The 21,847-nt window shown below is 40.9% G+C and carries 15 protein-coding genes; 9 read left to right on the forward strand and 6 right to left on the reverse strand.

From position 1 onward, the window contains the following. Window positions 1-10 precede the first annotated feature (10 nt). Window positions 11-2,446 (reverse strand): ABC transporter permease, encoded by a 2,436-nt coding sequence (locus ABJF11_RS02015; RefSeq protein ID WP_348117692.1) that lies wholly within the window; start codon window positions 2,444-2,446, stop codon window positions 11-13. 159 nt (window positions 2,447-2,605) lie between these two features. Beyond that, window positions 2,606-3,076: a hypothetical protein gene (locus tag ABJF11_RS02020; protein ID WP_348117695.1), complete on the reverse strand. Its 471-nt coding sequence runs from the start codon at window positions 3,074-3,076 to the stop codon at window positions 2,606-2,608. A gap of 170 nt (window positions 3,077-3,246) precedes the next feature. Between ABJF11_RS02020 and ABJF11_RS02025 the strand changes: the two genes are divergently transcribed. Beyond that, window positions 3,247-4,137 carry a hypothetical protein gene (locus tag ABJF11_RS02025; RefSeq protein WP_348117697.1) on the forward strand — a complete coding sequence of 297 codons (891 nt, stop codon included), beginning with the start codon at window positions 3,247-3,249 and terminating at the stop codon, window positions 4,135-4,137. Between the two features lie 4 nt (window positions 4,138-4,141). On the opposite strand, the gene ABJF11_RS02030 is transcribed toward ABJF11_RS02025, so the two are convergent. Then, window positions 4,142-8,317 carry a S8 family serine peptidase gene (locus tag ABJF11_RS02030; protein ID WP_348117699.1) on the reverse strand — a complete coding sequence of 1,392 codons (4,176 nt, stop codon included), beginning with the start codon at window positions 8,315-8,317 and terminating at the stop codon, window positions 4,142-4,144. A 200-nt stretch (window positions 8,318-8,517) separates the two neighbouring features. Here ABJF11_RS02030 and miaB point away from each other — a divergent pair, with 200 nt between their 5' ends. The 8 genes from miaB (at window position 8,518) to ABJF11_RS02070 (ending at window position 17,282) form a co-directional block, all read left to right on the forward strand. Next, the gene (miaB, locus tag ABJF11_RS02035; RefSeq protein ID WP_348117701.1) at window positions 8,518-9,975 is read left to right on the forward strand and encodes a tRNA (N6-isopentenyl adenosine(37)-C2)-methylthiotransferase MiaB; all 1,458 of its coding nucleotides are present in this window, start codon (window positions 8,518-8,520) and stop codon (window positions 9,973-9,975) included. Between the two features lie 12 nt (window positions 9,976-9,987). Continuing rightward, window positions 9,988-11,259, forward strand: coding sequence for a sigma-54 dependent transcriptional regulator (locus tag ABJF11_RS02040; protein ID WP_348117703.1), 1,272 nt, complete (start codon window positions 9,988-9,990; stop codon window positions 11,257-11,259). Then, entirely contained in the window at window positions 11,243-11,770 is a 528-nt protein-coding gene (locus ABJF11_RS02045) for an LptE family protein (RefSeq protein WP_348117705.1), read from the forward strand. Before ABJF11_RS02040 ends, ABJF11_RS02045 begins: the two co-directional genes overlap by 17 nt. 42 nt (window positions 11,771-11,812) lie before the next feature. Next, complete coding sequence (locus tag ABJF11_RS02050; protein ID WP_348117708.1) at window positions 11,813-14,116, forward strand: hypothetical protein; 2,304 nt, start codon at window positions 11,813-11,815, stop codon at window positions 14,114-14,116. Beyond that, window positions 14,117-14,494, forward strand: a complete 378-nt coding sequence (gene secG / locus ABJF11_RS02055) for a preprotein translocase subunit SecG (RefSeq protein WP_348117710.1) — start codon at window positions 14,117-14,119, stop codon at window positions 14,492-14,494. It abuts the gene before it with no gap. 222 nt (window positions 14,495-14,716) lie between these two features. Beyond that, window positions 14,717-14,995 carry a co-chaperone GroES gene (locus ABJF11_RS02060; protein WP_348117712.1) on the forward strand — a complete coding sequence of 93 codons (279 nt, stop codon included), beginning with the start codon at window positions 14,717-14,719 and terminating at the stop codon, window positions 14,993-14,995. Window positions 14,996-15,043: 48 nt separating this feature from the next. Next, a complete protein-coding gene (gene groL / locus ABJF11_RS02065; protein WP_348117713.1) occupies window positions 15,044-16,678 on the forward strand; it encodes a chaperonin GroEL in 1,635 nt (544 codons plus the stop codon). Between the two features lie 208 nt (window positions 16,679-16,886). Further along, window positions 16,887-17,282 carry a DUF3127 domain-containing protein gene (locus ABJF11_RS02070; protein WP_348117714.1) on the forward strand — a complete coding sequence of 132 codons (396 nt, stop codon included), beginning with the start codon at window positions 16,887-16,889 and terminating at the stop codon, window positions 17,280-17,282. Between the two features lie 72 nt (window positions 17,283-17,354). Here the strand turns inward: ABJF11_RS02070 and ABJF11_RS02075 are convergent, their stop codons facing one another. Genes ABJF11_RS02075 through ABJF11_RS02085 form a run of 3 tightly spaced genes read right to left on the reverse strand, consistent with a single transcriptional unit; the run spans window position 17,355 to window position 21,829 of the window. Further along, complete coding sequence (locus ABJF11_RS02075; RefSeq protein WP_348117715.1) at window positions 17,355-19,703, reverse strand: FtsX-like permease family protein; 2,349 nt, start codon at window positions 19,701-19,703, stop codon at window positions 17,355-17,357. 58 nt (window positions 19,704-19,761) lie between these two features. Next, window positions 19,762-20,904 carry a helix-turn-helix domain-containing protein gene (locus ABJF11_RS02080; RefSeq protein ID WP_348117716.1) on the reverse strand — a complete coding sequence of 381 codons (1,143 nt, stop codon included), beginning with the start codon at window positions 20,902-20,904 and terminating at the stop codon, window positions 19,762-19,764. Between the two features lie 25 nt (window positions 20,905-20,929). After that, window positions 20,930-21,829, reverse strand: coding sequence for a sterol desaturase family protein (locus tag ABJF11_RS02085; protein ID WP_348117718.1), 900 nt, complete (start codon window positions 21,827-21,829; stop codon window positions 20,930-20,932). Window positions 21,830-21,847: the final 18 nt, after the last annotated feature.

A 21,847-nucleotide genomic window follows, 5' to 3' on the forward strand; every position in this document is an offset into this window, starting at 1 on the left:
AAATCAATGCTTATTCTTCTCTCAAGGATTGTGTCGGATTCATCCTTGCGGCCTTCCAGGACTGAAACCCCATGGTGAGCCAGGCGATCGCAAGCGCGACTACGCCTACCACTACAAATGTGAGCGGCTTGATATCCGTACGATAGGCAAAATCTTCTAACCAATAACCCATAGCATAATATGCTGCAGGCACGGCTAGTATAAATGATATGCCGACCAGCTTTAGGAAGTTTTTGGACAGCATCAGGACGATTCCCGAAATCGACGCTCCCATGGCCTTTCTAATCCCTATTTCTTTTGTTTTTTGCTCGGCGGTAAAGGATGCTAACCCAAACAACCCTAAACACGCTATCAATATGCCCAACCCTGCAAATACGCTAAAGATCTGACCTATTTTTTGCTCAGCCTCATACATACTGTCAAATTTTTGATCCATAAAACTGTATGAGAAAGGTTGCCCTGGGGCAATCTCAGACCAGGTATTCTCAATCGAAGCCACGGTACTTTGAATATTTTGAGTATTCACTTTGAACATCGCCGTTCCTGTAGAGTTGCCCAGCATAAATACAAGTGGAGTGATATTGTCTCTTAAAGACTTATAGTGAAAATCCTCAACTACTCCAATGATCCTCAGGTCCACCACTATGGGCTCCTCCTGACTGCCGCCGTAGGTATAAAGTTTGTCACCTACTGGGTGCTCATATCCGAAAATCTTTGCAGCAGCTGCGTTCAGCACTACTCCCGTACTGTCGGACAGGAATTCCCTTGAGAAAAATCTACCCTCAGCCATTTTAATATCCAGAGTCTCTGCGAAATCGTGATCTACGGTAGCTATATCCAACACCATACTCATATCCGCTTCTCCCGTTGGCGTTTTAAAAAACAAATCGCCACCAGTATTTCCACCTACCGGAGTAAAACCTGTCACTGTCGCTCCTTCTACATTAATATTTCTTTTTACTTCATTCTTGAAAGTCTCTACCTTATTATCTAGAATCCAGGCATCTTCTACCATCAAAATCTGATCTTTATTAAACCCTAGTTTTTTATTCTGAATAAATGAAAGCTGATCAAAAACCACAGCAGTACCTATCATTAATATAATAGAGATACTAAACTGAAATACGACGAGTAGACTTCTCAAAACTCCACTTTTCATTCCCATTCTGACCTTACCCTTGAGCACCTCTGCCGGTTGAAATCTGGATAAATAGAACGCTGGATAACTCCCGGCAAATAGCCCTACCACAAGCATGATCATCAGCATATAGAAGATATAGCTCGCTTCAAATAGCTGCAGTACGGCTAATTCCTTAGAGGCCAACTCGTTGAATGAGCCCATGAATAGCATGGTTAGCAAATAAGCAAGGACAATGGAGATAAAACTAATGACCAGCGCCTCAGCTATGAATTGATAAACAAGCTGATTTTTAAGAGCTCCCATCACTTTCCTCACTCCTACTTCTTTAGCCCGACTAGCCGAACGAGCCGTAGCCAAATTCATGAAATTGATACAGGCAAGGAGTAAAATAAATAAGGCTACCGCCGAAAAAATGTATACGTAGCTGACGTCACTGTTGGCACCAAGCTCTCCATCCTGGTCGGAATACAAATGAATATCCTCTAGGGGAAATAGAGAGAAGCCCACGTGGTTGCCAGCGTCGCTAAATTCAGCAAGACTTTGGCCGAAGAATTTTTGAATCAATGGACCAATGTACTTTTCGATTAAAGCCGGAAAATTGGCAACCAATTGCTCAGAAGAAATGCCCTTCTGAAATTTTAGATAAGTATTAAAACTAGTATTCACCCAATTGGAGCTGTTTGCTCTACGCGGGAAACTGGCAACAGACAGGATAATATTTTGACGGAAATGTGAATTCTTAGGCAGGTCTTCGTAGACTCCGGTAATTTCATAATCTGCGGTATTGTCCAGTACCAAAGTTTTGCCAATAGGATTTGCCGCTCCAAACATTTTTTCTGCAGTAGATTGATCCATAACCAGGGTATTGGGTCTTACCAGCGCTGTTTTGGGATTGCCATGAATCATAGGCACAGTGAAAAATGAGAAAAAATTGGAATCCGCCATCATGACATTTTCCTCTTTGAATGTTTTTTCAAATCCCTTCTCTTTTATGAACCAGTTACCGGTAGCCGACATTCGAATTGCATCCTCGACAATAGGATAGTCATTTAGTATGGCCTGTGCAGCCGGCGCTCCGACTCTGCAGGAAATGTGATCTGAGCCATTGAGTTTGGCTTGAAAATCTATTCGATAAATGTTTTCTGATCCTGAATGGAATCGATCAAAGGACAGTTCGTCCAAAACGAAGAGTGAGATCATCATAAAGCAGGTTAGACCAATTGATAATCCCAGAATATTTAGTATTGAGTAAAACTTGTGCTTCAGGAGGTTCCTGACTGCGACATTGATATAATTTTTAAGCATGACTTGAGTTTTTGAGTTTTATAATATCCGGTAGATGCAATTCATTCTCAAAAGGTTGCACCACTGATATTATTGAGTTAACTCTTCATAAGACAGCTATATATCCTGATCGGTTACACTTTATTTCATTTTATTTAGTCATTTAATCCACCTTCATACTTAGTGGATTAGTTTGAGAGATTGGTCTCCATCACTACCATTAATCAGCGTGAAATCCATTTGGTCAATTACCTCCTCGGTGATACCCAAATCGAGGGCAGCAAGATCAAAGGTGAGAGTTTCTGTGAGGTAAGCTTCGCAAGAATCATCATTTGCATCATGCATCAATATGACGGTATATCTCGGCGGCATAATCAGCATCATCGATTCTGGCCAAATCAGCTGGAAATCATGCGGCTTGCAACCTCCACTATATGAGACATTGACCATCAATTTTGTACCATCGAACATCAGACTATTCAATTGAAAAGGATCTGAATCAGATTCTTCTGATTGTAAATCAGCCCATGCGGTATCGAACTGTTCCTGGCTGATTACCACACGGTTAGTATCTGACTGGCTATTCAGTGCAGCTTCCTCACATGAGAAAAATGTCAACAGAATAATAAAAAGCATTGGAAAAATCTTCATTGTTTTTTTCTTTGATTCATTTCTAAGACACAACTATTAAATCACTGGTTGGAACAGGATTTGGTATATTCTAAATTAAGTTATGATCGATATCAAATAAGAATTACATTTTATTGCATTCATTGGCTATTACTATAATCTTGCCGCTCAATAAAAAATTGAAAAATCAGATGATGAGAAGTTTTCTATTGCTTATTACTATTTCTCTAAGTACTCAATCAATTTGGGCTCAGACGTCACGGAGGGTTGAAAATATTGCAATTTTCAAAAATAGAGTTGACCACCCAATAGAAATTGAAGTGACAGAGCGTGATGATAAGGTTTTCTTTTATGCCAAAAATCGCTCCCTGTACACATATAATGTTACTGTTTTATTCAAGAATGTAATAAACCTCAGACCAGCAGTGAGTGAAAAAGAATTTGTAGTTCCGCATGGATCAATTCGACTTATAGAGTTTTACAAGTACAATCGAGATAAAGGCTTTCAATATCAGTATAGTTATAAGTTTAAGATAGCGGAACCAAAAGAGCTGCCGGATAAAAAATTTCCATACTTAGTCCCGATAATGACAGAGACGCTCACACCATTCATATCTCAATCTAATGAAATATATGAAAATTCATTCGCCAGTTCAATTGGCGACACTGTCTATTGTATGCGAAAAGGGCTCGTCATGGCGGTGCCAAATATGTTTCATGGCTTAGATAGAATTTCCGATCAAAAATCTATTGAAGTCAGGCATGAAGACGGTACCATCATGGTATACAAAAACATTTCACAAGAACTGGGACAAGTGAAATATGGAAAGTATGTTTATCCTGGGCAGCCAATTGCAATTATTGATCAACCGGATTACATACAGACCGTTCTTTATCAATATACTGGAGAGGGAAAATTCAAATCATTGGGCATTAATTACAACATAGATGGAAACGAACCGCAACCATTTTCAAAAAAATTATTAGGTAAAAAACCAGCGTTTTCTGAAGCGATTATTGCAAAAGAATTGACAAAAGGAGAATTGAGGAAACTCAAAAAAGGCACCTTGATTCAAAACTAGGTTCTTACTTCTTTACAAACTTGAGCCTAAAGACTTGTTCATTTGCCAAGCCCTGAACGAAGTACACCCCGCTTGGCAAATGGTCAAGAAATAACAGAGCACCATCTTTTAGATAGTTGATCTTGATGTTGTCCTTTGTGCCATTCACATGGTAGACTTCCAGATTACGCAATGCTGTGCTAGAGTTCAGCTTGAGACGATCGGTGGTTGGGTTCGGAAATAGGATAAGGTTTTGTAGCGTGTGATCCGCATCCAATACTTGAAATACGCGATAATTCATGGTGGCTGTATCCAGGCACGCACCTGCATTTTTTGATATTGCAGTCAGTAGATACTGACCTGCCTGCTGATAAGTAAATGTCGGAGCTAAAACTAGCGCCTTCTGCCCGTCGTCCTGGATCCATTCGGTGGACAGAGCAGATGTATTGTCAATAGAAAATGAGGCATTCCTGTCCGAATCAATATAGAGACTATCAGGACTAGCTATTATTTTAGTTTGAAACTCATCCACATTTATCTCATATTCGATCAATTCACTTTCCAAATAATTAGAAATATTGGATATAAAGTATGAGGTATCCGTCCGGATAGGTCCAAAAGTAACCTTCTTCCCTTTCTCAATTATATTTGATTTCAGCACATCATCATAAAACACAAAATAATCACCATACTGGGGCTCTGCGGTCACATATTCCCATTCACAAATATCCTCAGCCGTAATACCACTTTTAGAAGATGAAGTCAGGGCTACAGTTTTGGTCAGACTACTCTCACACCCATTATCGCTTTGCACTTCTTGGGTAATCTCCACACTAGACATCCCAGAATAGTCATATACAAAAGAGTCGCCTCCAGTCTGAGTTGAATTATTAATTATCCACACGACTTTGGAGGCATCAGTGCTCTCATCTATGATTCTAATCAGTGAGGCGCTAGAGAAATCCAAGGTATCTGGTAGGTAACTAAATGATGCCAAGACAGGATCTACCGTAATATTTACTGGCACCTTGATGCTTTCATTCTCTGAGGCTACAGAGGACACGTAGTAGGTCACGCTTTCATTGATTGCTGAAATCGAATAATCAGACCCCTCATAAAAAGCATCGTCGCTGTGCTGGGTATAGAAAAAACGCAATGCAGAAGAATTAGAAGCCGAAATGCTAACCGCACTGCCTTCGCAGACGATTTGATCATCGATGATAGGAGCATCTCCCCTTTCCCTAACCTGGTAATCCCTGATCATGGACTCCGTACACCCTATATCAGTGGTGGAAGTGAAGCTTATTTCGTAATCACCTGCCTCAGAGAAAGAGGTTCTGGGGTTCTTGGCAGAAGAAAATGATCCGTTATCAAAATCCCAACTCCACTGGTTTGCTCCCAGGCTCAAATCCTGAAACTGCACTTCATTTGTTGCATTGTCGCCGAGGTAAAGTATCTCAGGAGTCGTGCTAAAATTTATTTGCGGATTAGCGATTGACACCTGCATTTCATAAATATCCGATTCATATCCTCCCGTGATTTCCTTATAATATAACGAGGTATTATCATTAAAGGGCCCCAGCACAAGCTGAGTCCCGCTAGCGATGAGGTCACTTCCAAGCACATCTGAGTAGACAGATATGGGATCATCATTCTCAAGGTATAGATCTTCATCCTCACACGTACCCACGACATAATTCAACGGTGGAGTATTCAGGAAATCTGCATATTTGGACTTGGCTTTGTTTGTATTGGCTATGAGCTCTGCAAGGTCTTCTCCAAATACAATTACGTAAGCTATCTTCTCAGATCCATAGGCACTAAAGGTCTCCAAATCGGCAGTCAGCAGCTGGGCAACATCATTTCCTGAGGCTCCTCCTGCACTGGTCTTTTCAGTATTCATCAAATCATACTTAAATTGATCGTCCAGGATCAAATCACTTGGCACATCTACAACTTTTTGATCTTGATCAAACAAGTCTATGGCATTGGCAATAGCGCTGTGGTCGGTAATTAATGCGACGCCCACTAAGAGATCGGTCTCCTCTTCGCTGCTGGTATATGCAAGTTTGTTGGCAGCGTCCCAGTCAACGAAGTTGGTCGTAGAATCCCCAAGATTGAAATCCATATATAGACCAAATTTCATATTGTCCTTATCGAAATCCTTTGTATTTGTCAATCGGTATTCTATAAGCAAGAAGTCGTTGTTGTCTTCGTCATCCCATCCTAAGTATTCCTGTTCGATCAGAAAACCGTGAATGCGATCGGCCCCATCATCGGATATCACGCCTAAGCTATAGTAGTCTGCGTCGTCACTTTCTACATATTTAATGTTTCTACTGCTGACCAAATCGTCTTCGCAGGTAAAGCTAGAAAAGCTGTTGATGATATTGTCAGAGATAGAATCTGGATCATTGCCAACCATGATTCCCATAAAGTTGGCTATCCGCTCGTCATTATATTTCAACCCAATACCATTAGCCAAAACATCATCTGCATACCCAAGTCTACCATTTGAGCCTACCGTAAGTTCAATGATGCCGTTGTCCATTTCTATATAATCCGGCGCAGAGGTAAACTCAAAATACTGAAAATCATCATAGCCGAGTTTATCAGAGTAGTCCATCCTAAAACCAAGCTTTTCTTCTGCTGGTAAATCGGATTTCATCCGAATGTTGATCTCGATATTTTTTAATGAATCAAAGGTTTGCAAGTCACCCAGAACGATTTCATTGTTGAGCACCTCTACATAACTGGATAGCGAGGTAATGTTAACTTTAGCATTTTCCAACGGTCTGAGCAGGTTGACGAAGCTGATATCCACCACCACGGTATCATCTTGAAATACCAATCCTCCAAAAGGTCCTGAATATGAATAATTGAATGATCGAATGGCTCCTACTTCATTCTCAGACACTGCTCGTCTCATATTTAGTCTCCCTTTTCCAAGTTTACCTTCATAATCGGAATTTGACCCTACATCGTAAATATCGTCAGAAGTCATTCGTACCTGCTCCATCACCTGAATCGCATTGAGGTCGGGAAATACATCTCTTACCAGTGCGGCGGTCGCTGCCACCTGAGGAGCAGCAAATGACGATCCCGACCTGGTCTGGTAAGTATCATTATTGGCCGTCGAAAAGATCGATCCTCCGGGCGCCATCAGATCAATTTTATAACTGTAGGTGGCACCTGCCTGCTTATTGTCGTTGATATCTGTCATTCCCACAGAAAGTACATAGTCATACGAGGCTGGATAAAAATCTAAATCTGCGTTTGTATTACCCGCAGCAGCAACTACTACCATATCCTTCTCCAGCACTGCATAACTAATCATATCCTGAAGAGCGGAAGATTTAAACCCTACTCCGCCCCACGATAAATTAATCACCTCACACCCTCGATCAGCGGCATATACTATCGATTCGTATGAATTGCTCGAACCACCGTTGGAGGACTTAAATACCTTGATAGGCAAATAGGAAGTATGGTACCCTACCCCAGCCATACCTTCATTATTATTAGTGCTGGCAGCTACTATACCTGCCACTAGTGTACCGTGAGAGGGATTGGAACTAGGAGTATCACCATACGGGTTGTTATCGCTATCTGCGACATCCCAGCCGAGGTAATCGTCGATATATCCGTTTTCATCGTCATCCAGGCCATTTACCGGATCAGAAGTATTAAAGGCCAATTTATCCTCAAGGTCTATATGGTCATAGTCCGTTCCATTGTCGCTTATGGCTACCACAATATTTGGATCACCTTGGGTGATATTCCATGCATCGTAAGCCTCTATTTTTTCTAAATATGTCTGATTGGATACATTTGGATCATTTGGAGTGAGTAGTATTTCCACCTCCTGCTCTGGCTCCGCGTAAATTACGTTCTTATATGCTCGTACAGTTTTTAGCCAAGTTTCCAGATCAATGGATTCGGATAGTCTAATCTTTTGAATCCCTGCGAGATATTTACTAACCGGGGCGATCACCCTACCATTTGCTCCTGATTTCGCACCGCCATAGGTAAGTGGGGCGATAGATACCACTCCCGGAAATGAAGCCATATCTGATGCGCTTAAATCTGCATGATCGTGCGTTCTAGCTCCTTCGAATCCTTGACTTGCCAGTTTCACATATATGATTCGAGTATTTTCCTGAGCGTAAGAATCACGAGTCAGACATAGGAATACTATCATTCCTATATATGCTGTCCATATGTAATTATTCCAATTCCTCATTACCCAAAATCAACCAACCTAACTAATTTCAAAAAACAACGATGGCGCTGTTAAAATCTTTGTTCTGGCATACAAAAGATTTTCTATTACAAGTTCAAATAAAAACTGACATTTTGTCGCATTTATCTATCTTTGCTAACTTAAAATACTTAATACAGGTGAAAGAGATAATCGGTGATATTGATATTATTGATCCAGCAGAGCAAAACTGCGACATCATTAATATTACAAAAGAGGAGAAAAACATTGGACAAAAAAAATTGTACATCGAAAGTTATGGCTGCCAGATGAATTTTTCGGATAGCGAGATCGTATCTTCTATCCTGAAAAAAGAGGGCTATAGCACCACTTCTTCGATCGAAGAGGCAGATGTAACCTTCCTAAATACGTGCTCAATCCGCGAAAAGGCAGAAACTACGGTACGCAACAGACTATCTGAAATAAATCATTATAAGAAGAAAAATCCTGATTTGGTCATCGGTGTATTGGGATGCATGGCTGAAAGACTAAAATCAAAATTGCTCGAAGAAGAGAAAATCGTGGATTTGGTGGTCGGCCCGGACGCTTATCGGGAGTTACCCAATATGCTTGAAGAAGTCAGTACCGGACAAAAAGCCGTAAACACGTTCTTGTCGCGTGAAGAGACTTATGCAGACATCAGCCCTGTTCGATTAAACTCCAACGGGGTCACGGCCTTCATATCTATCATGAGAGGATGCGACAACATGTGCTCCTTCTGCGTGGTGCCATTTACTCGAGGCAGAGAGCGAAGCCGAGATCCGCACTCTATTGTTGAGGAAGCAAAAGACCTACTGAGCAAAGGTTACCGAGAAGTCACACTTCTTGGACAAAATGTAGACTCCTATAAGTGGTCTGCAGAACAAAATAATAAAGCCAGACTTGAGAAATCTGATGCTTCGGAAGTAATCAACTTTGCCAATCTTCTTGAAATGGTCGCCGAAGTCAGTCCCCTGTTAAGGGTACGGTTTTCAACCTCTCACCCTAAGGACATTACTGACGACGTACTGTATACAATGAAAAAGTACGACAATCTTTGCAAGTACATTCATTTTCCAGCTCAAAGTGGCAACTCAGAAGTGCTTGATCGAATGAACCGTACTTATGACCGGGAATGGTACATTAGCAAAATTGATAGAATTCGAGAAATACTGGGTGAAGAGTGTGGGATTTCCAGTGATATGATTTCCGGGTTTTGTGGAGAGACCGAGGAAGCGCATAGAGATACACTATCACTGATGGAGTACGTCCGCTATGACTATTCGTACATGTTTTTTTATTCTGAGAGACCAGGAACCTTGGCTGAAAAAAAATATGCGGATGACATTTCAATGGATATTAAAAAACGCCGTTTGACGGAGGTAATCAAGTTGCAACGCAAGCTATCACTGGAAAGAAATCAAATGACCATTGGTAAAACTTATAAGGTGCTTGTAGAAGGCGTATCGAGAAAATCAAAAACACAATTACAAGGAAGAACCACTTGCAATAGAGTAGCGGTATTTGATGCAGGAAACCTCCAAAAAGGAGATTACGTCCATGTAGTTGTAAATGATGTGACCACAGGTACATTATTGGCATCAGTTGTAGAAAATTAAATCAGCAAATCCTTGAAAGAATCAGAAATACAATCTATCAAACAGCGGTTTGGTATCATTGGAAATTCTCAATTGCTCAATCAAGCCATCAATGTCGCAGCACAGGTGGCTCCCACTGATATGAGTGTGCTTATCACCGGTGAAAGCGGTAGCGGTAAAGAGTCTTTCTCAAAGATTATTCATTCACTTAGCAAAAGAAAGCACGGTCAGTTTATCGCGATCAACTGCGGTGCTATTCCTGAAGGCACGATTGATTCAGAGCTTTTTGGCCATGAGAAAGGCTCCTTTACAGGAGCACATGAAGCAAGAAAAGGATACTTCGAAGTCACCGATGGTGGAACAATATTTCTGGACGAAATTGGCGAAATGCCAATGAGTACTCAGGCAAGACTATTGAGGGTGCTTGAAAATGGAGAGTTTATAAAAGTAGGATCTTCCAAAACCCAGAAGTCTAATGTGCGAGTCCTCGCTGCTACGAATGTAAATCTTATCACTGCTGTAGAAAAAAAGAAGTTTAGAGAAGACCTATATTATAGACTTAATACGGTACCTATCTATGTCCCTGCTCTTAGAGAGAGAGGGGCTGATATAGAGCTGCTTTTTAGAAAATTTGCCTATGACTTCGGTGAACAGTATCATGTAGACCCAATCAAGCTCACCGAGAGCGCCAAGGAGGCTCTGATGCGATTTAGATTTCCAGGCAATATTCGCCAGTTGAAAAATCTCGCAGAACAGATTTCTGTACTGGAAATGAACAGGACGCTGGACGAAGAAACCTTAAAAAAGTATTTACCCCAGAATGTAAGCAACCTGCCCGCTTTACTTGATCGCCCTGCAGATTCGTCCGGTGAAAATTTCTCGGAAAGAGATCTCCTGTATAAAATCCTATTCGATATGAAAAAGGATATGAACGAATTAAAAAAGCTGGTGCTGCAAAATGCTGGTGACAGCTCAGATCGTGCAGAGATCATCAAAGAACATGGAAAGCTATTTAGTAATCTTGAAGTCAGCGATGAGCAGTTTTCAGAATTTTCTGACAATATGGATGACGATCCTGTGATACTCACAGAAGATGACTATCAAGACTTTGACCCTGACAAGGTGCAGGATATTGCTCATGAAACCGAACAAGATGATTCACTATCCATAGAAAAAAAGGAAAAGGAACTTATTATTCGTGCCCTTAGAAAAAACAGGAATAAACGAAAGTACGCCGCACAGGATCTGGGTATCTCTGAGCGAACTCTTTATAGAAAAATCAAACACTATGAACTGGAAGACTAGCCTATTTATTATACTGGCCTTTGGGTTAGCCAATAGCTCTTGCGGTGTGTATTCGTTTACAGGAGCCTCGATTTCTCCTAATGTCAAGACGATCTCCATTCAGACGTTTTACAATAACTCGCCTTTGGGGCCTTCTAATATGAGCCCCCTATTTACCGAAAGGATAAAGGACTACTACCTGAGAAATACCAGTCTGACATTAGTCGACGGTGAAGGTGATCTCCAATTGGAAGGTAGTATTGATAATTATACGCTCACTCCCGTAGCCGTGTCGGCCGCCGAAGATCCTGACGCACTGGATTTGACCAGCCTTACCAGAATCACTATATATGTATCAGCCACCTATGTTAATCTTGAGGATGATCAATTCGATTTTGAGAGGACTTTTTCCTTCTTTAAAGATTTTGATCAAAACAGAGAGGATTTATCTGCCAATGAGGAAGAATACGTAAATGAGATCTTCGACCAAATCATTCTGGATATTTTCAACTCTTCTGTTGCCAATTGGTAATTTTTGTTATCTTTAACGCTTACGCAAAACTGAGAGCTACACTTGAATAAGCTAACATTTCTTGAGTTGATGAAGGCCCCTGATAAGATGTCAGATGCCGATTTTGTAGAGCTGGAGGCTATTATACAAGCTAACCCTTATTTCCAGAATGGCAGATGTGTTTTAGCCTATGCTGGAAGAAAACTAAAAAAGAAAACCTCCGCTCAACTGATGAGCTCGGCGGCCATCTATTCTACAAATAGAAACATCCTTAAACATTATTTTCAAGGACAAATAAAATTTAATCCGACTGCGACTAAAACTACTGCAGTTGGCTCAAAGCCCACCCCGGCAAAACCTACTCAAGCTAAGTCTGCTGAGAAGCCTGCAGCACCAGTCACTCCTCGAAAAGCTCCGAAACACAATTCGGATGCTGAGCAAGATGCACTTGTAAAAGAAATTTATGAGAATCTGGAAAAATGGAAGGCCAGTCGAGAAGTCTATCTAGACTATGACAAAAAGCATCCTGAAGAAATTGTGATCGAAGATCCGTTCGCTTCACCTGCTGCTCAGACTATGTCCGAATCCGCGCTACAGGAAGCGCTATCCCCTACACCTACAGAGGAGCCGGAAGTAGAAAAAGAAGAACCTGTAGCAGAAACTCCTACACCGGAAATATCAGAGGAAATAGCACAGGCGGAAGCATCCAAAGAACCAACACCAGAACCAACAGTTGAACCAACACCAGAACCAACAGTTGAATCTAGCGCCGAAGAAGTAATTTCTGAATCAGAAATCTCCGAAGAGGCGCCTTTAGATGAGGTAGAAAAACTCAAGAGTCAGGTAGCCGAAGAAGTAGAAGCTGAAGAAGAGTCCATTTCTAAAGTCATCTCAAAAATATCTGAAAAGAGCAGAGATGAGGTAAAAGACTCAGCGCCCGAAATTCCGAACGAGGAGAGCACACCTGTGGCGGAAGAGAAAAAGCCAGATAAGGGCACTTTCAGTTTGTCCTCCGAAGAACTGACCGCCATCGTAGATGCAGAGTCATCTGGTGATATAGCAGGAACGGAGGAAAAATCAGAAACCGGCACCGAAGAAAAAGACGTTGTCGAAGAAATCGAACAGTCTGTCGTCAAACCTGAAGAAGAGGAAGTTGTTGATATTGAGACAGAAACTGACACAGAAATACACGACACAAAAGATGCTGATTCTGACTTAGAAACTCATGAAGAGGTGGCTGAGCCAGAAGCCAATGAAGAAGTTTCTCCTGCGGAAGAAACCGTAGACCAAAAGGTAGAAGATGCCAAGGAAGAGGAATTAGAAATACCAATTCAAATCAGCGTTAGTTCTGATAAATCCACAGAAGAAACCGAGGAAGAACTCAGTCAAATAGATAAGGAGATTCAGGAACTTAAACTCACTCCGGGCAGCTCGAGTACAGGTAAAAAATTCCGACTAGGCGTATTAAAGAGAGGTACAAAGTTCACTAAAGAAAAGGTGCGCAAAAAAGGATCAACGGCATTAACCAAAAGCAGTCCTAAATCAAAAACTACAGAGAAACCAAAAGAGGCTAAAGAGACCAAAGAAACTAAGGCATCTACAAAGACAACCGCCAAAACTACCACAACAACGAAGACACCAACGAAGGTAGCAGCTAAAAAAGTAGCTGAAGAACCTAAACCAAAAGCTGCTTCCACTAAGTCCACAACTAAAAAGACAACTACCAAAAAAGCTGCTCCAAAAGCCACTGAAGACAAGTCGGCTACTACCAAAAAATCTACAGCAGCTGCCAAAAAGACTGAAACCAAAACTCCTATAGCGGAAAAAAAGACTGCCGTAAGTAAAAAGAAAGTTGAACCTAAGACAACGGAGGCGAAAAAAACCACCGCCACTAAAGCTAAGGCAACCAAGAAAACTGCTACTAAAAAAGAAGATTCAAAGGCAAAAAAAGAACCCGCAAAGAAGCCTGCACCTAAATTTAGGATGTCGGCATCCATAGGCTCAAAGATGGGCAAAAAAGCCACCGCCAAGAAGACCCCCAAGAAAGACGAGGACGACTCGTCAGAAAAAAAAAAACCTAAAAAAGTAGTCAAGGAAGATCAAATCGGAATTATTGATTCCTTTATTGAGCAGAATCCGTCTATTCAGGTATCTAAAAATAAGGCAGAAGAGCAGCAACCGGTAGAGGACCTGGCTGCCAGGTACGAAGCGTTCCCCGATGATCTTATCACAGAAAATCTAGCCAACATTCTGCTCAACCAAGGCAAGGTAGAAAAGGCCATTTCAATCTACGAAAAATTAATTTTGAAAAATCCTCAAAAAAAGTCTTACTTTGCGTCTCAAATTGAAAAATTAAAGAAGAAATAAATGTTTACTACGATTATTGTATTGATAGTTTTTGTAGCAGTGGTACTGGTTTTAGTGGTATTGGCGCAGAACTCTAAAGGAGGAGGATTGACGAGCCAATTCGGTGGATCCGGAACATCACAACTAATGGGTGTCAAAAAAACCGGAGATCTACTCGAAAAACTTACCTGGGGGCTGGCAATAGCCTTGATCTCACTTACGCTTTCAACTAAATTCTTAATTACAGAGTCAAGAGCAGACGAGGTGGTAAGCCCTAACATCGAAAGTGCACTAGAAAAAACAGCAGCTCCCAATCTAGGGGTTGAGGCTGATGATGCCAGCACCGAAAGCCTGGACAATGCGCTTGAAGTAGAAGAACCAGAGGCAACTGAAGAATAATCAGAATTGACTAAATAATATATTATCCTGGACGCAGCCGTTCGGGATTTTTTTTGCCCTTTTTCTAACAAAACCCTGCCACCCTATCCCTGATTTTATGCTGCACTGTCATTAATTCAGCTAGATATACTGACTTTTTGACACAAGTAGTGATTGGCATAAGAAATGCTACATGGCTCTCAGAAATATCTTATTATAGAATCAAATAAAATTTATAAGAACATGTCAAAAGTAAGCTTTAAACCAAACGAAGATAGAATTTTGGTTGAACCTGCTGCTGCAGAAGAAAAGACAGCTTCCGGTATTATCATTCCTGATACTGCCAAGGAAAAACCACAAGAAGGAACTGTAATTGCCGTAGGTGATGGTACATCAGAGAAACCTGTGACAGTGAAAGTTGGAGACAAGGTACTTTATGGAAAATACTCAGGAACAGAACTTTCTCTCGACGGTGCAGAATACCTGATCATGCGCAATTCTGACCTATTTGGTACTCTATAATTTTCAATAAAATAAATTTCAATTTAGAAATCATAAAGATCATTCAAAATGGCTAAAGACATATTTTTTAATTCAGATGCTAGAAACGGCCTTAAGAAAGGCGTTGACCTATTAGCTGATGCAGTGAAAGTAACCTTAGGACCTAAAGGTAGAAATGTAATCCTTGACAAGAAATTTGGCGCTCCTACTGTAACGAAGGATGGCGTATCTGTCGCTAAGGAAATCGAACTAAGCGATCCACTAGAAAACATGGGCGCACAGCTAGTAAAAGAAGTGGCTTCTAAAACTGCTGATGATGCAGGTGATGGCACAACTACTGCTACTGTATTGACACAAGCTCTTTTTGGAAACGGTTTTAAAAATGTAGCTGCCGGCGCTAACCCAATGGATCTCAAAAGAGGTATCGACAAAGCGGTAACCGCAGTGGTAGCAGACCTCAAAAAGCAATCAAAAGAAATCAAGGACTCAAGCGAGATTTCTCAAGTAGCGACTGTATCGGCAAACAATGACGCTGAAATCGGCAAAATGATTGCTGATGCTATGGATAAAGTAGGAAAAGATGGAGTCATCACTGTAGAAGAAGCAAAAGGTACTGAAACAGAAGTAAAAACTGTAGAAGGTATGCAATTCGACAGAGGATATCTCTCTCCATATTTCGTGACCAACACGGAAAAAATGGAAGCTGAGATGGAAAATCCATATATCCTTATCTACGACAAAAAGATCTCTACCATGAAGGAATTGCTTCCTGTATTGGAAGCTACTGCTCAGACTGGCAAACCTTTGGTTATTATCTCTGAAGATGTAGATGGAGAAGCCCTTGCTACTTTGGTAGTAAACAAAATCAGAGGCTCTTTGAAAATCGCTGCTGTAAAAGCTCCTGGCTTTGGTGACAGAAGAAAAGCAATGCTTGAAGATATCGCTATTCTGACAGGTGCCACTGTAATCTCTGAAGAGAGAGGATACAAATTGGAAAATGCCACTTTGGAATACCTGGGTACAGCTGATAAAGTAAATATCGATAAGGATAATACGGTCATCGTAAACGGTGCTGGGAAATCTGAAGATATTGAGGCTAGAGTAAACCAAATCAAGCAGCAAGTAGAAAACACTACTTCTGACTATGACAAAGAAAAACTTCAGGAAAGACTGGCTAAGTTGTCAGGCGGTGTCGCTATTCTATACATTGGCGCTGCTACTGAAGTAGAAATGAAAGAGAAGAAAGACAGAGTAGATGATGCGTTGCACGCGACAAGAGCTGCTGTACAAGAAGGTATAGTTGCTGGTGGCGGTGTAGCCTTGATCAGAGCCATCTCTGCTTTGGAAGGACTATCTCTTGAGAACGAAGACCAAAACACTGGAGTAAATATTGTAAGAACTGCAATCGAAGCTCCTTTGAGAACAATCGTAGCAAATGCTGGCGGAGAAGGATCTGTAGTAGTCAATGCCGTAAAAGACGGCAAAGCTGACTTCGGATACAATGCTGCTAAAGACACCTATGAGTCTATGTTCAAAGCAGGGATCATCGATCCTACTAAAGTGACTCGTTTGGCACTTGAAAATGCTGCCTCAATTGCAGCATTGTTACTGACCAGTGATGCAGCAGTAGTAGATGAGCCAGAGCCAGAAGGTGCAGCTCCAGCTATGCCTCCAATGGGCGGCGGCATGGGCGGCATGATGTAATCATGACATCAGGTCAATAAAAACTATATCTATTCCTAATATATCAAATAGATTTTAGGACAAAGTAATGAATAGCACCGGGTTTTGCTCGGTGCTATTTTTTTGTAGTAGTAAGATTGAATTTTACCAATCATAAAGAAGCACGATTTTTTGAATTTGCCTTATGAATTTACATCTTTGCAAACCATTCAAATAGAAAAAGTACACCATGGAAATCAAAGCCAAATTGCTAGAGAAATATGAAACTGCGACCTTCGGTACAGGTGGTTTCAAAAAGAGAGAATTTGTAGTAGAATATTCTGAGAATCCTCAATATCCTGAATTCATTAAATTCGAATTGATTCAGGACAAATGTGAGCAATTGGATGGTTACAATGTGGGTCAAGAATTAAATATCGCATTCAACCTCAAAGGAAGAAAGTGGACCAACCCAAAAGGCGAAGTGGTATACTTCAACTCCTTACAAGCTTGGAGATTGAGCGCTGCAAATGACGTGAGTGCTGCTCCTAGCGAGGCTAAGACAGACGAAGCAGGCGCTAGCCTAACCGAACCAGAATGGTTGAATTCAGATAGCAGCGGAGAAGCTGACGACCTGCCATTCTAAAATCACTTAAGAAGAATTTTCTGAGGGTTGTCCTGAAGGCTGATAATGACCAGCAGGACAACCCTTTTTTATTTACTCTACCCTTAGCTGGATTACCGGATTCATTCTGGCCGTTTTCACCACCTTATATCCAATGGAGACCACTGCAGACAACAGAATGGTGATCACGGAAAACAGATAATTCCAACCGTCAATTTCAATATGATAGGCGTAGATGATATCCAGCAGCATATTAATAACATAGAATCCAGCTACCAAGCCCAGAATTAAAGACAACCCAATCATCCAGGTGATCTGATTAAGTAGCAATCTAAGCACATGCACAAAAGAGGCACCAAGCGTTTTTCGAATGCCTATTTCTTTGATTCTACGTTGAACAGTTAAAGAGATCAATGCATAAAGACCTAAAATAGAAATCAGTATTGATACCAGAGCGATAAACGAATTAATCCTAATCATAATTTGATTCGTGGTATTAACGTTTTCGAAGACCTTTTCTTGATAAAATCCGCCATACAATTCTTCCGGAAAGAGACCATACCACAGCTGCTCTATTCGCTCATTATCTGCCTTCAGCTTAGTATCATCACACCTAACCACGACATATTCGAAGGCACTGTCTGGCGCAAGGAAAAAAATGGTTGGCCTAATTTTATTTGAAAGCATGATAGTCTTGATATTAAAATCCGCAGTTATCCCCTTTATCCGATATTTAGTGTCAGATATTGTTATCCATTTGCCCAGCATGTCCCCTCCCATCTGCTGACTGAAAGTTTGATTGATCACTATCTGATTTGCGTCTGAAGAGCGACCATCCTCGAAATCATCTCCTTCCAAAAAATCTACTCCAAGGCCTTGTAAATATCCAGGGCCCACTTCCAATTTCGCAGTAGCATATTCTATTCCTTCATAGACAAAAGTTGCCTCTCGATTACAAAAACCAACCAGATCCTTTGTACCTTTTACCTGATCCAGTCCGGTGTTTTGGCTGATTTCGTTTCTAAGTGTTTCATATTGCTCAGCTCGTACGGGAATGTTTATAAAATTCTTCACATCATATCCCCTATCTAATTTATCCTGATAATAGGCATTCTCTACAAATACTCCCAGACCAAAGATATTGTAGGCGCAAACTGCAAATTGTATGGCCAAAAGAGCTTTGGTCACCAGTCCATTCCCTTTAAATTTGGTTTTGTTCTTCAGTATATCCAAAGATCTAAATTTACTAATATAGAAGGCTGGGTATGCTCCAGAAAGTATAATGGTAAGTAAGCAAATACCTATCGAAAAAAGTATGTAAGGTTTTATGTAGGCTGGTTGCATCTGAATCAATTCAAATCTGAACATGGCATTATATGGCCCTATCAGAAGATAAGAAATCAGAAGAGACAATAGAAACGCACCAAAAACCTGAAAGGCACTCTCCATCATAAACTGAATAATAATATCCTTGCGCTGACCGCCAATCACCTTCCGCATGCTGATTTCCTTCAATCGCTTCCCCGAAGTAGCTATAGTGGTGTTAAAAAAATTGAAGCAGGCTAATAGCAGGATGGCAAAAGCAGAACTCATAGTGCCTATGACTGAAGCAGGGTGCAATACCGCACCAAAACTTCTACCTTTCAAATCACGCTCGAAATGAGCCCAATCTGCAATATTGTCTAAACGGTAGGCCTCCAGCTCCAACTCTGGGTTAGCTTCATTTTGAACAGGAAGATATCTCTGCAAAGCAGCTTCAACTGCTGCTCTGCTATTTTCATTTACCTGCACGAAGGTTCCACTTATCCATTCGTTCCATCTATGATCGGTGAGCTGGTAGGAAGTCAAATAGTGCTCAAAAGACACCAAGATGGAAAACTTGAAACTGGTGTTTTGATTTGGCACTGAAATAATTTCCCTTACTGTGAGCAATTTGGATTCTCCATTAGGAAAAAAGACCTCAAGCGTGTTACCCTTAGCCTTGGCTCTTCCTCCATAGAGCCGTACAGCTGCTGCTTCGGTGAGAATTACATCATCTGGCCCAAGTAGCAGCCCGTCTTGAAAGTGAATAATATCCAAAAACGACGGATCGACTAAGCCAGAAGACTCTCCAAAAAATCGATCTCCTATTTTTACATTTAAATGTGTTGAGTGATACCGCCCAATTTTAAGATCAGAAAACTGTGCGGTCATGCCTTCTGCCAGAGCCAAGGGCGTGATTCCTACTTCTTTTGATGAGATGACAGATTTTGGCTTTGCATTAATTTTATAAATAGAATCATAGCCTTCGAAACTTTTGTTGTAGGTGTAGTTGAACATTAAATTGAAGAAGCCAATTGTGCAAAGGGCAAATGCCATAGCAAGGCTGAGCAGATTGACTGCAACATAAAATTTTTCCTTTCTTAAGGCCCGAATTGAAGTGAGTAGATAATTCCTTAACATATTTTTTGAGTTTTTACTCAAATATGTAAGTGATAAAGTGTGCGATCGTCCGAATCGATTAATTCGGACTCCTTTCGTTTATATTTTTCCGAAAGGCTGATGGGGTCGTCCCTTCATTTTTCTTGAAGAGGTGATTGAAAGTAGACTTCGAGTTGAAACCACAATCAAATGCCAATCCCAAAAGCGATAGCCGCTCAGCCTCGCCCGACAGCACACGTGCTTTGAATTCTTCTAGCCGATATTGATTTACAAACTCATAAAAATTGCCGTTTGTCTTTTGATTAATCAATTGAGACAACTGGTGTTTGGTGATACTCAAAATCCCAGCCACATCCGTAGCATTCAAGGCAGGATTTAGGTAGTGCTTGTTGTCTTTCATCTCTTGAGTCAAGCGCTCCATCAAAGCGTCCTCTTGAATCAAGTTTAAATTAGAAGATTTATACTTTTCATCTGCACTAGAGTCGATTGTATCTGAGCCAGATCCTACAAAAATATTAGACTGCTTTACTCCGAAAAAGCCAACGACAAATACATTCACGATGATCATACCGGCTATTACTTTGAATGAGGTCATCCGTTCTACCATATCAAAGTCACCCGCTATAATGATTAGAAAGGAAATCCAAAAAGCGACAAATTCTATAATTATCCAATAGCGCATCCAGTCAAGCGTTTTCTCCTGCAGATTGGAAAATTCGTTTTCAATAATAGATCGGTGCTTAAAGAGTTTGAACAAACATAAGAGTGGATATAGACAGGCCGAAAAAGCCATGATCAAAGACCAATATCGTACCTGAAAAGGCAAGTCTCCACCCACGTTGATAAAACCTTTGGCTACCCTTATGATATGTCGATCGTCTGGATTCCAGTAATACCACCACATGGAAAACAAGATGAATACGAATGGGAGAAAATGTAGTGATTGTCTCACCAAGCTAAATCTCGAACCTTGCACCAGTGACGAGACATAGATAAACAACAATGGTGATATCAAATATGGAATCAGACCCATCGCAATTAGTAGTGGTACAAAGCGATGAGTATGGCCTTCAAAATTGAGATAATAAAAAAATAGCATGGTAGCGTTCAACAACAACCAGGCAAGTAGAATGTAGTCGAACATGCGTTTCTCACTTTTCAACACAAGAAGAAAGGCAAGAAAAATGGCCAGGCCAATACCTATGAAATTGATAACGCTCATTTAACCAACGAATTTTTCAATCATTTTAATTCGTATGCTGACTTGAGGGCTTGAAACCGTTGAGGTTTTGATCTATAAAATTATCGGGGAAGCGCTCATCATCGGGAAACCCAATTTCAATATCACGGCCATCCATTGGTATATAATTAGTACCAAAAATGTAATCCCAAATGCTCAACGATATACCAAAGTTGACCCCATATCTTCGATCCTCCGGAAGATGCTTGGCATGATGCCAAATGTGCATGGCCGGATTGTTGAAAATGTACTTAAACGGGCCCAGATCCACATTGAAATTAGCATGATTCCAATGTCCTATAGCTATGGCAATCATGTGCACCATAAAAAAATCCGTTAAACTAAACCCTATAAGAGCAAGCGGAATATATTCTAAGGATTTATAAATGATATTTTCCATCCAGTGATATCGCAGGTGAGCTGCAAAACCCATTTGCTTTACACTATGATGTACCTTATGAAATTCCCAAAGTCGTGGTGACCAGTGCAACAAACGATGGACCAACCACTCTACAAAATCTTTTACGACGAAGAGTATGACCAGCTGTAGCCATCCAGGCAAATTGCCGACTTCGATAGCCACTAGATTGGTAATTCCAAACCATTCGAGTAGCTCACTGAGTAGCTCTACACCTACCTGTGATAAACCGGCAAATGCCACTAGAGAAAATAAAAAGAAATTGAAGAACATGTAGAAGGCATCCAACCAAAAATCTTTTCGGAACCGTGGCTGATCCGAACGCCACGGTTTGATGAGTTCCAAGCCAAAAAAAACTGCAGATATTATTAGGAGAAAGTAAAAGTAATTGCCCCATAGTCCGTCGCTCGTAGAGAAGGTGATCTGTCCGACAAACCAATTAAAATAACCCTGGGTCTCCTGCCAAAAAATACTGAGATAGTTATTCATTGTTCTTTATTAGAAAAT

The sequence above is a fragment of the Reichenbachiella sp. genome (genome assembly GCF_039941815.1).
Lineage (GTDB): Bacteria > Bacteroidota > Bacteroidia > Cytophagales > Cyclobacteriaceae > Reichenbachiella.